This window comes from Protofrankia sp. Cr2 (assembly GCF_963555885.1).
GTDB lineage: Bacteria > Actinomycetota > Actinomycetes > Frankiales > Frankiaceae > Protofrankia.
On record NZ_CAUVXG010000010.1, the window covers coordinates 20,793 to 35,424 of the forward strand.

A 14,632-nucleotide genomic window follows, 5' to 3' on the forward strand; every position below is an offset into this window, starting at 1 on the left:
AGCGAGGCGCCGCCTGGCGCCGGCAGACCCTGGACGAACTTCCAGCGCCGACCACTTAGTGACGAAGTACTACTAGGAAAATGTGGCCTGGGCGTAGTCGAGGGCGGCGGATACGTTGACCAGGCCCGCGCCCGTCGCGAGGTCTGGGCCAGGCCCGGCCGCGACGTTGTAACGGGGGTGATTGTGGCCTGCGGTGACGTCGACAGCAGAAGCTTTCAGCGCCTCGGTGATCTGTGCTGTGGTCAGGGCCGGTAGGGCGCCAAGCAGCACGGCTACCGCGCCGGCCAGTTGCGGCGCGGCCGCAGAGGTGCCGGAAAACAGCGCCCAGCCGTCATCGGCGGTGGTGCCGTCCGGGGAGTCCGGGAACGTCGGATGCACGAAAGGTTTGCTCTCGTCGACGTCGATTCCGCAACCCGGCGGGATGGGCAGCAGGAGGTACTGGGCGCGGGGGATCGTGCCGACGAGCCCCGAGACGGTCGGCACGTCGATGCCCGGGAAGAACGGGCTCGCGTACCCGCTCGCGTAGTCGGAGGCAACGAGGTCCACGCCCGCGGTAGCATACACCCCGCCAGCGGAAATGACGCCCGGCACCTGCGGTTCCACCGAGAACTGACCGTTACCGGCAGAAAAGACCACAACGATTCCCGTCTCGATCGCGTCACGGATTTCCGCCACCCATGCCCGATAGTACGGGGGAAGTGGGTCCTGCGTGGGGTAATCAAGGTCGCCGCCCCACGAATTGGTGATAATCTGCGGGTGGCCTGCCTTGGCTCGTAGGAATCCAGTGATAGCGCCGACGAGCTGACCGGCCTTGTTGGTGACACGGTACGGCCGCAGCGTCGCCCCGGGCGCGACGGCGAAGATATTCGCCGACTCACCCGTTCCGTGGCCGACAGGGTCCTTACTCGGGCTGGTTCCAGGAACCACGGCGACCGGCCGTTCGACGCGGTAGTTGTGGACCAGAAAATATGGGTGGGAGTACTGCCCGGTGTCGACCATGGCTACTGTCACGTCGCTTCCGACGTGGCCCGCACGGTGTGCGGCAACGCAGCCGAGTAGCACCGCGACGTCGTCCGGCAAGGTCAGGTGGAACTTGGCGATGCTGGGCGGGATGGGGGACGGGAAAAGGTTGTGATGGATTCGCGGCCGCTCGAGCACGATCGCCTCGATGGCGTCGCTGCCCGCCCGGCCCACAGCGAAGGACCGTGGCTGGTCAGTGCCCACAATGTCGAGCTGGGTGACGTAGGCGGTACGGCCGATCGCCAGCCGCTGCAGCACCTCCCGGGTGACTATCTCGCCGCTGGTTAATTCTTCGTAGGCGGCCGGCGGGCCGGCGACGCTGAACCCGAGCCGGCTTTCCGCGGTGACAATGAGGCCGGCAGCCTCGACGTCACTGCGTGCACGTTCCCAATCACCGCTGGCGGCGTAAAACGGCTCCGCCGACGTGAAATCGGTCGCCTCGGTGACGGAGACGCCCCCTTGGGATCTCACCGACACGTACCCGAGGACGAGATCGGGGACAGGTGAATTCGAGTCGAATTCTGCCGGGAATACCATTCCATACTCCTTTGATCAGGATGGATGAGCTGGACCCGGACCGCCGTGCAGGCCGGGAATGGGCGCCACGGTGATGGACCGGACGTCGTCCTGCAGTTCCGCCGGGACGGGCAGGGAAAGTGCCGCAGCCCGGCCGGCAAGCGGTTTTCCAAAAGCTGCCTCGAACGCATTCTGCGGACCTGACGCAAAGGCGCCGACGCGGGCGGGCACAACAGACATACCGCGCGAGGTGAACCACTCCACAACCGAGTCGGGTGGTGGCGCTGCCGCCGTCTCGACCCACGCCTCGACGAAGTCGGGCTCGCTTCCCTCCCCGGCCCTCCCCATTTCTCCCCCTCGGTTGCCGCCACCGGGCCGTGACCTGCAGATCTTGCCTCGCACGCGCGTGCGGCGGCTGTGTCGAATGTCGGTCACGATCGTTGCGTAGTCCCGTCACCCCGGCGTCACCACCGGAGAGGCAGTGCAGCGGAGTGCGGTTGGCCAAATTGATCATCTGTTCCCTGACGGCGAGGACGGCCCATGAACGACTCGGGTACACCACCGGGTACATAACGATCACTGCGGGGTCACGCCAACGGCAGCAGCTCAGGTCGGATGAGAGCCGGCGAGGGGATTCGAACCCCTAACCGCTCGATTACAAGTCGAGTGCGCTGCCAGTTGCGCCACGCCGGCCAGTCCAGGTACCTCCCTAGCGTAGAGCATCAACGGCCGATCTCGCCCGGTGGGACGAACGGCCGGCGCCCACCTCCTGCGCCGGCCCACGGCGACTGTCGCTCCCGACGGACGGTTGCGCACGACCGACCGTTGCGCCCGGCAGGCAACCCCGCGGCCGAGCCACCGGTTGGGAGCCACCGGTCAGGAGCCACCGGTCAGGAATAGATCATCATGGGAGCCGAGCCCAGGCTGATCATCCCGAATTCGTCATCGATCGCGCCCTGCGTCTCCCAGAACTCGACCGCGCCTACCACGTCACAATCTTCGATCAGGTCAGTCAGCCGTATATAGCGGGCCAGGGACTGCTCGATGAAGCGGCGCCCCTCGCGCTCCGGGAAATTGCGCAGAACAGCATCGTACTGGTGGTGGAGCAGCGACGAGACAAGCTCTGTCATCAGTATCAGGGTCCGATTACGGGAGGTCCGGACCACCAGCACACGAAAATCAGCCGCGCGCCGGGAGAAGTCAACCACGTTACGCGCGGAACCGGCTGCAACGAGACACGCGCGCATCTCCCGGAGATCCGCCTCGGTACGGCGTTTCGCCGCCAACGCCACAATCCCCGAATCCATGACGACCCGAGCCTCGGCCAGATCCCGGACGGGCGTTCCCTGCATCTGTAGTCGCAGGCCTGCCTGCCGTGCGAGGACCCGCGTGTCCGGCTCCTGGACCAGCGGCCCGAGGTGGGACCCACGGCGCAGGATGATCAGAGACTCTGACTCGAGGATGCGCAACGCCTCGCGCATTGTCGGCCTCGCGACACCGTAAATGTCCATCAGTTCGGTTTCCGGTGGAAGATGGTCGCCAGGCCGGATGTCACCGCGCGCGACTCTTCCGCGCAGATCGTCGGCTACCATCTCGGAGAACTTGTTGACGCTCGGCCCGTACCCAGCCCGGGGTGTGGTCATACCCATGTGGCCGCCTCCTCGCTGAAGCGTAAAAGGCCATGCTAACGGGCGGCAGGGGGCACCTACTTGTCACCGTGGGCTTCTTGTGAGAGCGCCCACGCCATGTGAATCCACCCACACCGATATTCGTTGTAGATTGGGCATTCACGCCCGCCGGCAAAGCAGCTCTAACAGTGGCCGACGACACGGCCGAAGCTGCCGCCATATCAATCAGCCTGCCAAACCGATGCGGCACCCGATCGCCGACCCGACAACGACCAACCGGCCGAAGGAGGCGAGTGTACGGCTCTTGTCGCATCGCCGAGACCCCAGGGGAACCCGGTGTGACCCATCACGAGATCCACGCATCAACCACGGAAACGGATGAACCCGACACGGCCAGCCGGGAATCCGCGGTCGCAATAGAGTCGAAGGGTTGCCCGCCGACCAGAGGCGACGCGATCAGGAATCTTCTCGTGACACTGGGACGTTAATTACCCGGAGTCACCATCCAGAACATTCCGTACCGGCCAGACGGCATACGGGAGACGCGGTGAAGACGGAGGGGGAGCTCGAAATGGCGTGGGACGAACCACTTCCCTCCGCCGTGGCCCGGCTCGGACATTCGATCAAGCGGGCGGAACAGGCGCTCATCCGTGAGAAAACCCGGGCACTGCGTGATGTCGGGCTTTCCGTCCCGCAGTACACCGCCCTGTTCACCCTTGCCGGGTCACCGGGTCTTTCCGGCGCCCAGCTCGCCCGCAGGTGCATGGTCACACCTCAGTCGATGGCCAGCCTGCTACTCACGCTCGAGGCCAAGGGGCTGATCATACGTGAGCAGTCGGACGTCCATGCGAAGGTGTTTCAAAGCCGGCTGACGCCGACCGGTCTGGCACTGCTGCGGCGGGCCGACGCGCTGGCGCTGGCGGTGGAGCAGCGCCTCGCCGACGTGTTCTCCCCTGGCGAGTTGGAGGAGTTCCGATCCCTGCTCGAACGGTCCGTCGCCATTCTCGACGACGAGACCGGGCAATCCGTGGCCATCGCCGCACCACGGTTGTCCGAGCAGGTCCGGTAGCGGTTACCGCTGCCGGTCGACTACCGCTGCCCGTCGACCCGACGACGGCGGGCAATCTCCGCAAGCACCACACCGGTGGCGACTCCGGCGTTGAGCGACTCGACAGCACCGACCATCGGGATCCGTACCGTCAGATCGCAACGCTCCCCGACCAGCCGTGACAGACCGCGTCCTTCTGAACCGACTACCAGGACCAGCGGGTCGGAGATCATCTCCAGGTCGTCCAGGCTGATCTCGCCGTCCGCGGCCAGCCCGACGACGAAGATGCCGGCCTCCGCCCAAGCCGTCAACGCCCGAACCAGGTTCGTCGCCCGCGCCACCGGCAACCGGGCCGCGGCACCCGCCGATGTCTTCCACGCCGCCGCCGTCACACCGGCAGCCCGCCGCTCGGGGACGACCACACCGTGCGCGCCGAACGCCGCCGCCGATCTGATCACCGCGCCGAGATTGCGCGGGTCGGTGACCCCGTCCAATGCCACCAGTAGTCCTGGCGGCGCAGCCTGCGCGCGAGCCAGAAGATCATCAGGATGGGCATACCGGAACGGCGGCACCGACAGCGCCAGCCCCTGATGCGGCGCGGCGCCACACAGCCGGTCCAGTTCGGCGCGGGCGACGTCCGCGACGGCCACACCGGCACGGGGAGCGAGCCGGCGGGCCTCATCCAGGCGTTCGTCGTACTCGGTGCCAGCGGCGATCAGCAATGTAGACGCGGGGACACCGGCTCGCAGCGCCTCCACCACCGCATTTCGGCCCACTACCAACTCGTCAGGGTCACCGCGACCGTCCCGCTCCGGACGACCGGGTCGACCGGAACGAGTCCCTCCGGTCCGATCTGGTCCGCTGCGGGTAGGCCCGCCAGCACTGCCACCTCGCCGCGGCGCCCGTTCGACACCGGGTTTCTCGGCCCGTCCCCGACCGGCCCCGGAGGCCGGCCGCGGACCACGCGCTGGCCGCCCGCCTTCGTCCCGGGTCCGCTCGCCACCGGCGCGCTCACCACCAGCGCGCTCACCACCGGTTCGCGTGTCCGGACTCCAGGCGTCCGGGTCCCGGGTGCCAGGGTCCCGGGTGCCAGGGACACTGCCACCCCGCCCGGTGTTGTCCGTACTCCGGGAACCGGCCGAACGCCGTGTCTCGGCCGCCGCGATCACAGCAGCCCGGCGCTGGGCCGGGTGGCCTGGACGCATCTCGGCCGGCGGAGTGGCGCCGCGTCCCTGCAGGCTCTTCCTACCCTGGCCACCGCTGCCTGCCGAAGCGCCCTTGCGATGCGAGCTTCCCTTGGCCGCGCGACCGCCCTGGCCACCACGCGCCACACCACCGCCGCCTCGCCGCTGCTGGCCGGCCATCAGCGAACTCCACCAGCGCGCGCCCCGGAGGCGTCAGAAAGCATCGTCACACGGTATACGGTCCACCCGGTCGATGGCGGGTCGCCGCCCCCGATGGTCGTGTGCCCCCGAATGTCCGCGTGGCCGGCGCTCGCTCGCCAGGAATTCGATCGGCAGGAACTCGATCGGCAGGGGCTCGCACACTCGCTTGTCCGCAAGCTGACAGTAGCCTGGGTAGGCTGACACCTCGCCGCCGACGGCAACCGCACTATGGTCAAACCGTGACGGCGAACACACCTCCGGCTGCATCCGCCGGAGCACGCACCGCCGTCGATTCGATCACCGCCGCCCAGGGCCTGCGGCTGCCTGCAAAAAACCATCCCCGCGCTGCCGCCACCGGGCCAGCCGCCACCGGGCCAGCCGCGCCCCGTGCTGCCCTCCCGGCACCTGCGCCCGGGATGTCCCGGCCTCGTCGGATGCTGCGCCTGGCGGGCCGCCTGTTGCACCGGGCTCAGGCAGCGACGGCTACCACGCCCGGCCGGCTTCGGCTGTACTCGATCGCCATCGTCGGCGCACTCGCCGTGCTTGCGCTGGTGTCCGTCTCGACCATCGCTGGTCGGATCAGGGCGCTCGACACCATCCGTGACGATGCGGGTCCCTCGATCGTCACAGCACAGCAGGCGCACGCCGCGCTATCGGAGGCCGATGCCACCGCCGCCGCATCTTTCCTCGCCGGTGGCGCCGAACCCGCTGACCAACTCGCGGCGTACCACACCAGCATCACCACCGCGACGGACGCCGTGGCGAGCCTGACCCGTCTCAACACCCAGGCCGCGGCCGCCGAACCATTAGCCGTCCTGGCCGAGAAGATTCCGGTGTACACCGGGCTCATCGAACGGGCCCGTGCCAACAATCGGGTCGGCAACGTGGTCGGCGCCGCCTACCTGCGCCAAGGGTCCCAACTCCTCCAGGAAACATTACTGCCGGCAACCGATCGCCTCATCACATTGAATGCCGACCGCCTCGACAATGCCTACGCCGATGCGACGAGCGGACCGCGCGAGATCGTGCTTGCGGCGGTATTCATCATCGCCGCCGGAGGTCTTGTCAGCACTCAGATAATGCTGTACCGGAGAACCAGCCGTGTTCTCAACATTCCCCTTGTGACGGCAACCGTCGCCGTGCTGTTCAGCCTCTGTTGGACGGCCGCGGCGTTATCCGTCCAACAACAGCGGCTCGGCGACGCCCGTGATTCCGGATTCGTGCCCATGACCCTGCTGGCCCAGTCCAAGGTACTGGCCCTGCGAGCCCGCGTGGACGAAAACCAGTCGCTCATCGCCCGTGGTGACGGCACACATTTCGACACCGACTTCACGGTCGCGGTCACCCGGCTCGGCGTCGCGGTGAACGGCGGACCCATCGCCACCGGATCGCTGAGCACCGCACTGCGCGTCGACGGGCCGGACACGGCTACCCGCACGGGCCTCGACGCCGATCTGCGGGTATGGCTTGTCGCACATCAGCAGATCACTGCGCTGCTCGCCGACACCGGTGACTTCACCGCGGCGGGAAAGATCTCCCTTGGCGCGGGCACCGCAGCGTTCGACACCTTCGATCAGAAGATCGACGCAGCCGTCACGGCCAGCCAGTCACGGTTCTCCCGGCGGGTGTCCGACGCGGGCGAGCCGCTGTCCGTCCTGCTCGCGGTAGCGGTTGTGACCATGGTCGCCGCCGCCGCCCTCAGCCTGGCCGGCATGCAGCGGCGCATCGACGAGTACCGATGACCATCCGTCCCGCCGGCCGGCGGATCACCAGGGCCACCGTGGTCACAGTGGTCGGCGCCGCCATCCTCGCAGCCACGGTGGCGTGCGGCACGACCCACAGCCGACTACCCACCGAAGCTGAACCACTGCCACCGGCCACCGCGGCGGCCTTGCTGGCCGGTACAGCCACGGCGCCCGGGCAGGACTGCGGGAACCCCCGGGCGAGCCTCGTCCCACCCGACCCGATGCCCGCCCCGGGAGACATGCCGGCGGGTTCCTTCATGAGGACGATCCAGGATCGTGGCTATCTGGTCGTGGGCGTCATTCCAGATGTTCCGCCGTTCGGGATCGTCAACCCCCAGACGAACCAGCTCGAGGGATTCGACGTCGACATGGCGAAGGAGATGGCCACCGCCATCTTCGGACCCGGCAACCTGAAGATCCGATTTCGGGCGATCACAAATGCCGAACGCATCCCCGCCGTCCAGCGTGGCCTGATCGACATCGCGATCGCCACCATGACCATCACCTGTGACCGGCGACGGGATGTCGACTTCTCTGCTGTCTACTACGATTCCGGGCAGCGGGTGCTCGTCCGGCGGGATTCGGGCTTCAGGAGAATCGAGGATCTGGCCGGCAAGAAGGTGTGTGCGGCTGCCCGGACGACCTCCATCCAGGCCATTGCCACCGTATCCCCGGCGCCGATCCCCTACCCCGTCACAAACGTCGCGGACTGCCTGGTCGCGCTCCAGCAGGGCACGGTCGACGGGATATCGACCGACGACGGGATCCTGACCGGAATAGTCGACCAGGACCCCTACACGATGATCGTCGGCCCACGGTTCACCAACGAGCCGCACGGCATGGCCGTCAACAAGGATCACCCGGACTTCACCCGGTTCCTCAACGGCGTCCTGGAAACGATCGAGAAGAACGGCCGGTGGGCGGAGATCTACCGACACTGGCTCACCGGGCCCGGCACGGAACCGGTGCCCGCACCACCGGTTCCGGAATACCAGGGTTGATCACCATGGTTGCGCCGACCCTGGAACAGATCGATGCCACGCTGGCCCGGCTGTCAGCGGCGGTCGCCGCCCAGGCTGCCATCCTGATGGGATTGGAGAGCGCTCCCGGACGTGCCCTGATCGACCCGGAACACCTCACCGGCGCCACGCGTGAGCGGGCCGCCACCGCGCTGGCCGCACTCGCGGACGCCTGGCACTGCTACCGGACCCTCACCGAGTTGCTGACGGCGGCACGCGCCGTGCGTGGGGACAAGGCCCGGGTGGACGCCCGCGTAACGGCCGAGCTGGACGCGTTGCTGCACGGCCCGACCGGTGTCCCCATGGTCCCGGGAGCACCCGCCGGGAGCCCGCCACCGATGGTCGACATCCGCCCGACGGATCTGGCGGATCGTGCCGATGCGGCGCTTGCGTCGGTGCGGGCCGACATCGACGAGATCCTCGCCGCGTGGAGCAGGCTACTGGCGATCCTCAGCGCGACAGAACGGGAACTCGCCACCGCCGACGAGCTGGCCGCCCGCCTACGACTGGGTGACGATGCCGGCCGCACCATCGCCCGCCGCCTGCTGGCCGAACTTTCGGACCTGACCGCCGCCGATCCGCTGTCCGTCCCGGACACCATGGTGACCCGGCTTGCGGCCGCCGTCGGCGCCGTGCAGGCCAGCCTCGGCGAGCTGGCCCGGCGGCATGACACCCTGCCCGAGGCCATGCGGGAAGCCGTAGCGCTGCTCGAACGCATCACCGCCCTCATCGACCGGGCGGCCACGGACGCCGACCGTGCCCGCAGCCGGATCCTGCTACCTGCGGCGCAGCCGCCGCGCATGCCCGCCGGTGTCCTCGATGACGAGCGCTACGGCCTGCGTACCTGGCTCGACCGGTTGACGGCCGCAGCCGCAGCGGGCCGCTGGAAGGAAGCGAGCCGGGGGCTCGATCGCTGGCGGGAGCTTGCCGACGCCACGCTGATCTCGGCCCGCCGGTTCGCCGACCGCAGCGCCGCGCCCCTGCAGACCCGCGACGACCTGCGTGGGTTGCTCGGCGGATGGCACGCCAAGGCGGCCGGCCTGGGCGTCGTGGAAGACCCCGACCTTGCCCGGGCATACCGCCATGCCCGCTCGGTGCTGTACACGGCACCGACCGATCTCGACCGGGCCACCGCGCTGGTGCGGGCATTCGGCGCGGCCGTGGTCCGGCGCGCCGCGGCGGGCGAGGACGGGGCTGACGGGGACCACGAACCAGCAGCGGACCCGGTCGGTGCCCGTCCCGATCGGGGACGGGAGACCGATCGGACATGAGCACATCCCAGGCCCACGGCGGGCCGGCTGGCACCAGCGGCGCGCCAACCGGCGACGGCGCTCCCTGCAAGCGACCGCCCTGCGACGGCGCCATCGAGGACGGTTACTGCGACGTCTGCGGATTCCCGCCGGCGCCCGACCGTCCGAACCCGCCGGTACAAGGCCCGCCGGTACAAGGCCCGCCGGTACTCCGCGTTCCCGAACCCAGCCCGCCGGTACAAGGCCCGCCGACGGCAGGCATCCCATCGGCGGAACAGTCGGGGGCCAGCGGCGCCCCATCCTCCGGACCGGCCCGCCAGCGGCGCTCCCGGCCGTCCACGCCGACGCCGTCACGCGGTCAGCTCGGCGCGGGCCTCGTCACCGTTGCCGACGTCCCGATTGCGGACCCGCCGACGATGGTGCTCGCCGATCCCGAGGTCCCGGAGGGCAGCCGACGCTGCGCCGGCTGCGGCGAACCGGTCGGACAGACCCGTGGTGACATCCCCGGCCGGCTTGAGGGCTTCTGCCCGACATGCGGGCAACCGTTCTCCTTCGTCCCCAAGCTCAAACCACATGACCTCGTCGGCCAGTACGAGATCGTCGGATGCCTGGCGTTCGGCGGGCAGGGCTGGGTGTACCTGGCTCGTGACCGGAAGGTCGCGGAGAACTTCTGGGTAGTACTCAAGGGCCTGCTCAACACCCACGATCCGCAGGCGATGGCCGCGGCCATCGCCGAACGGCAGTACCTGGCCGCGGTCGACCATCCGAACATCGTGAAGATCTTCAGCTTCACCGAATGGCAGGGCACCGGCTACATCGTCATGGAGTACATCGGCGGGATGTCCCTGCTGAAACTCCTCAAACAGCGCCGGGACGCCGCCGGCGGGCAGCCCGACCCGCTGCCGGTGACCCAGGCCATCGCCTACATCCTCGCGATCCTGCCGGCGTTCAGCTACCTGCACCGCCAGCGCCTGCTCTACTGCGACTTCAAACCCGACAATGTGATGCTGTCCGGCGACTCGCTGAAGCTCATCGACCTCGGCGCGGTGCGGCGCATCGATGACTCCGGCCCGTCGTATGTGACCCTTGGCTACCAGGCGCCCGAAGTCGCCGACCTGGGGCCGTCGGTCGCGTCCGATCTGTTCACGATCGGACGGTCCCTGGCGGCCCTGATCCTGAACTTCCGGGGCAACACCACCACCTATGCCATCACGATGCCCCCGCAGCACGAGCACGAGGTACTCGCCCGGCACGACTCGCTGTACCGGTTCCTCCTGCGGGCGACCGCGACCGACCCGAATGCCCGGTTCGCAGGGGCGGACGAGATGTTCGACGAACTACTCAAGATCCTGCGGGAGATAGTCGCCGTCGACGACGGGCGGGCCAATCCCGCTCCGAGCCGGCTATTCTCCCCGGACGCACATCTGACCGGGGAGAACCCGGACGGCGGCGTCGCCGGACCGCCGTGGCTGGTCCTACCCATCTGCGGCCCCGACCCGGATGATCCGGCCGGCGCCACCATGGCCGCGCTACCCGACATGGCGCCGGAAGCACTGACCGGCCTGCTGTCGGCGATGGGCCCGCCGACGACGCAGACCCGGCTACGGCTGGCCCGCGCCTGGCTGGAGACCGGCCGGGGTGATCGTGCGGAGGCGCTGCTCACGGCCGTTGCGCAGGAGGACCCGTACCAGTGGCGCACCGACTGGTACCGAGGGCTGCTCGCCCTCGCCGCCGGCCGGAGCGACGCGGCCCGCGACTGCTTCGATCGGGTCTACGGGGCCGTACCCGGCGAACTGGCCCCCAAGCTCGTGCTTGCCCTCGCGACCGAGACGATCGACCCGACGAGGTCCGCGCGCATGTTCGATGTCGTCTCGCGGACCGACCCGTCGTTCACCTCCGCCGCGTTCGGTCTCGCCCGGGTCCGGGCTCGTGCCGGGGACCTGCCCGGTGCGATCGAGGCCTGGGCGCGGGTGCCGCGGACATCGGCGGCATACCTGCCCGCCCAGGTCCGCATCATCCAGACGATGGTGGGTCCTGGTGCCCAGCCCGGACGGGCCGACCTCGCGCGGGCGTCCGGGCTCCTCGATGCCCTGCACGTCGACCCGTCGGCGCGGGCGGAACTCGCGCTGGCGATCCTGGACAGGGCGCTCGCGGGGCTGACGGCAGGCACACTACAGCCTGGCGACGACGTCGTCGTCGTGGGAAGATCGCTGCACGTCCGAGACGTACGGTTCGGCATGGAACAGGTGTATCGCGATCTGGCCCGGCTCACCGTGACCCGATCACGGCGCATCGACATGATCGACGCGGCGAACCGCGTCCGGCCACGGACGTTGATGTGATCATGTTATGTACGTGACCGAACGCGGCGCTACCCACCGCAACGGCCATGGAGACCGGGCGGGTCATGCGGGCCGCGCTCCGGAGAAGGGATGGGACGGGATCGACCAGAACGGGGGGCATTGCCCGGTGTGCACGAGTCCGGCATACTCGGATGATCGCTTCTGCGAAGCATGTGGAACTCCGCTGCGAGCCCAGACGCCGCTGGAGACAGGCGACGCAGACCACCGCGAGATCGACCTCGGCCCGGTTGCCGGTGTCTGTGACCGGGGCATCCGGCACACCACCAACGAGGACGCCATGGGTGTCGCCATGGTCGGCTCCACCCTGATCGGGGTGGTCTGCGACGGTGTGTCGAGCACGCCCGGGTCCGGCCCAGCGGCGCAGGCTGCGGCTGCTGCTGCCGCCGCGGTCCTTGCCGAGGCCGTCCGCAGCTCGTACGCCGCGCGCGGTCAGCCACTCCAGGCCGGTCAGCCGACCATGACGGGCACCCAGGGATCGGACGGCTTCCCGGACTCCGATGAGCACGTCCCGGGCTATCTCAGGCCGCCCGATGACGACCGCGATCGCCAGCGCCCGGCGGGGACGGCCGGCACGGACCGCTTCGGCTACGGCGACATCGGCGAGGACGACGACCGGCCCGGCTACCGTGACCCCTACGGCGGTTACGGCTCCGACGACCTCCAGTGGCCGGCGTCCGACATTCCGCCGACGCCGCCCAAGGCGGTGGCGGATGGCTTTTCCGAGGGCGACTTCGCGAAAGATGATTTTTCCCACAACGATGTCCCGCCGGATGATTTCTCGCGGCGCGATGCCGAGAACGCGATCCACGCCGCGGTCGCGGCAGCGCAGGCCGCGGTGGTCCAGGCGCCGGTCGTCGATGGACGCATCTCGCCGTCGTGCACGTTTGCCGCGGCCGTCATCACCCGTAGCGGCAACGGAGGCGGCAGCGTCACCGTGGGCTGGATCGGGGACAGCCGGGTGTATCTGCTCGGTCCAGGCCGCGTCGAACGGCTGAGCGAGGACGACACATGGGCGGCCGAGGCTGCACGCGCGGGCTTGATTCCAGCCGCCGCGGTCGAGACCGACCGCCGGGCCCATACGCTCACCCGCTGGCTCGGCGCCGACGCCAGGGATGTGACCGCGCACATCCGGGTGTTTCCGCTGGTGTTGCCCGCCACCGTGCTCGTCTGTACCGACGGCATGTGGAACTACCTGTCCCGGGCCGAGGACCTGGCCGCGGTGGTCGGCGAGCTCCCGCCGGACGCTCCGGCAATCATGGTTGGTCGCCACCTGACCAGGCATGCGATCGACCACGGCGGCCACGACAACATCACGGTGGTGACCGCACGCATCGGCGCGGCGCGTTCCGATGGGCACTCCGGTGACAGGGAGCCACGATGACGGTGCCGTTCGCGCTGGAGGTCTTCCAGAACGCCTACCTCGGCAGTGGTGGCACCGACGTGCACGCGGTGATCACCGTCAGGGCCTCGGCCGGCGCCGTTGATCCGCCAGGTCTGGGCACGTCCACGGAACTGGCCGAGGTCATCATGCTGGACTGTTCGGGATCGATGGCCGCGCCCCCGATGAAGCTTGTCGAAGCACGCCGGGCCGCAAAGGCGGCGATCGACGGCCTACGCGACGGCGTATGGTTTGCGATCGTGCGCGGGTCGGGGATCGCTGAGGCCGTCTACCCGACGCGACCCGAGCTTGTGCAGGCCGATGCCAGGACCCGGGAAGCCGCGAAAGCCGCGGTCGGCCGGCTCGATGCGGACGGGGGCACGGCGATCGGGCGTTGGCTGTCACGCACCCGGGAACTGATGGCCACCCGACCGAACGCCATCCACCACGCGATCCTGTTGACCGATGGATGCAACGGCGAGCGCTCGACCGAATTCGACGCGGCGCTGGCAGCCTGCGTGGGACATTTCCAGTGCGACTGCCGCGGCATCGGAGCCGACTGGCGGGTCGACGAACTGCGTCGGATCGCCACGACGCTGCTGGGCACGGTCGACGCCATCCGCCATCCTCGGGATCTCGCCGCCGACTTCCAAGCCATGATCGATACTGCGACCGACCGCGCGGTCGACCGGGTCTGCCTGCGGGTGTGGACGCCGCGGGGCGCATCCGTCCGTTTCCTGCGGCAGGTCGCGCCCCAGATCGAGGAGCTCACCGCCACGGCGGTGCCGGTGAACGCACTGACCACGGACTACCCGACCGGCGCCTGGGGCAGCGAGTCCCGCGACTACCACCTGTGCGTAACCGTCCCGGCGCAGGACGACGGCGTGGAGATGCTCGCGGCCCGGGTCAACGTGGTCGTCTCCGATCAGGTGCTCTCCCGGGCGCTCGTACGCGCGATCTGGACGAACGATATCGATCTTTCTACCCGGATCGCCCCGGCGGTCGCCCACTACACCGGCCAGGCCGAGCTTGCCTGCCTCATCCAAGAAGGACTCGAGGCCCTGCGCGAGGGCGACGATGCAACCGCTACCATCAAACTTAGCCTAAGCGCACAGCTTGCCCATCAGTCCGGCAACGAAGCCACATACCACCTACTTCAGAACGTGGTCGACATCGAGGACCCAAGCACAGGTACGGTTCGACTGAAACGGAACGTCGACGCCATTGACGAAATGGTCCTTGACACCCAGTCGACCAAGACCGTCAGGGTAAACAGGTGA

General features: G+C 68.8%; 11 protein-coding genes and 1 tRNA gene. 7 read left to right on the plus strand and 5 right to left on the minus strand.

Translation table 11 applies throughout. The features are described from left to right. Nucleotides 1-72: 72 nt before the first annotated feature. From U9978_RS07315 to U9978_RS07330, 4 genes are all read right to left on the minus strand, one after another. The gene (locus tag U9978_RS07315) at nt 73-1,557 is read right to left on the minus strand and encodes a S8 family serine peptidase (RefSeq protein WP_322760296.1); all 1,485 of its coding nucleotides are present in this window, start codon (nt 1,555-1,557) and stop codon (nt 73-75) included. Between the two features lie 15 nt (nt 1,558-1,572). Continuing rightward, nucleotides 1,573-1,884 (minus strand): hypothetical protein, encoded by a 312-nt coding sequence (locus U9978_RS07320; RefSeq protein ID WP_322760297.1) that lies wholly within the window; start codon nt 1,882-1,884, stop codon nt 1,573-1,575. 272 nt (nt 1,885-2,156) lie between these two features. Further along, a tRNA-Thr gene (locus U9978_RS07325) sits at nt 2,157-2,229 on the minus strand. 197 nt (nt 2,230-2,426) lie between these two features. Next, nucleotides 2,427-3,185, minus strand: a complete 759-nt coding sequence (locus tag U9978_RS07330) for a FadR/GntR family transcriptional regulator (protein ID WP_322760298.1) — start codon at nt 3,183-3,185, stop codon at nt 2,427-2,429. A 526-nt stretch (nt 3,186-3,711) separates the two neighbouring features. On the opposite strand from U9978_RS07330, the gene U9978_RS07335 reads away from it, so the two are divergent. Then, nucleotides 3,712-4,233 carry a MarR family winged helix-turn-helix transcriptional regulator gene (locus U9978_RS07335; protein ID WP_322760299.1) on the plus strand — a complete coding sequence of 174 codons (522 nt, stop codon included), beginning with the start codon at nt 3,712-3,714 and terminating at the stop codon, nt 4,231-4,233. Nucleotides 4,234-4,253: 20 nt separating this feature from the next. Here U9978_RS07335 and rlmB read toward each other — a convergent pair whose 3' ends face one another. Next, complete coding sequence (gene rlmB, locus U9978_RS07340) at nt 4,254-5,576, minus strand: 23S rRNA (guanosine(2251)-2'-O)-methyltransferase RlmB (RefSeq protein ID WP_322760300.1); 1,323 nt, start codon at nt 5,574-5,576, stop codon at nt 4,254-4,256. Nucleotides 5,577-5,836: 260 nt separating this feature from the next. Here rlmB and U9978_RS07345 point away from each other — a divergent pair, with 260 nt between their 5' ends. From U9978_RS07345 to U9978_RS07370, 6 genes are read left to right on the plus strand one after another with little or no spacing between them, the layout of a single operon-like run. Next, the gene (locus U9978_RS07345; protein WP_322760301.1) at nt 5,837-7,339 is read left to right on the plus strand and encodes a hypothetical protein; all 1,503 of its coding nucleotides are present in this window, start codon (nt 5,837-5,839) and stop codon (nt 7,337-7,339) included. Continuing rightward, on the plus strand, nt 7,336-8,343 hold the full coding sequence (locus U9978_RS07350; RefSeq protein ID WP_322760302.1) for a glutamate ABC transporter substrate-binding protein: 1,008 nt from the start codon (nt 7,336-7,338) through the stop codon (nt 8,341-8,343). The genes U9978_RS07345 and U9978_RS07350 overlap by 4 nt, the downstream gene beginning before the upstream one ends. A 5-nt stretch (nt 8,344-8,348) precedes the next feature. Next, entirely contained in the window at nt 8,349-9,632 is a 1,284-nt protein-coding gene (locus U9978_RS07355) for a hypothetical protein (RefSeq protein WP_322760303.1), read from the plus strand. Then, nucleotides 9,629-11,953 (plus strand): serine/threonine-protein kinase, encoded by a 2,325-nt coding sequence (locus tag U9978_RS07360; protein WP_322760304.1) that lies wholly within the window; start codon nt 9,629-9,631, stop codon nt 11,951-11,953. Before U9978_RS07355 ends, U9978_RS07360 begins: the two co-directional genes overlap by 4 nt. A 13-nt stretch (nt 11,954-11,966) precedes the next feature. Further along, nucleotides 11,967-13,355, plus strand: a complete 1,389-nt coding sequence (locus U9978_RS07365; protein WP_322760305.1) for a protein phosphatase 2C domain-containing protein — start codon at nt 11,967-11,969, stop codon at nt 13,353-13,355. Further along, the gene (locus tag U9978_RS07370) at nt 13,352-14,632 is read left to right on the plus strand and encodes a vWA domain-containing protein (RefSeq protein ID WP_322760306.1); all 1,281 of its coding nucleotides are present in this window, start codon (nt 13,352-13,354) and stop codon (nt 14,630-14,632) included. The genes U9978_RS07365 and U9978_RS07370 overlap by 4 nt, the downstream gene beginning before the upstream one ends.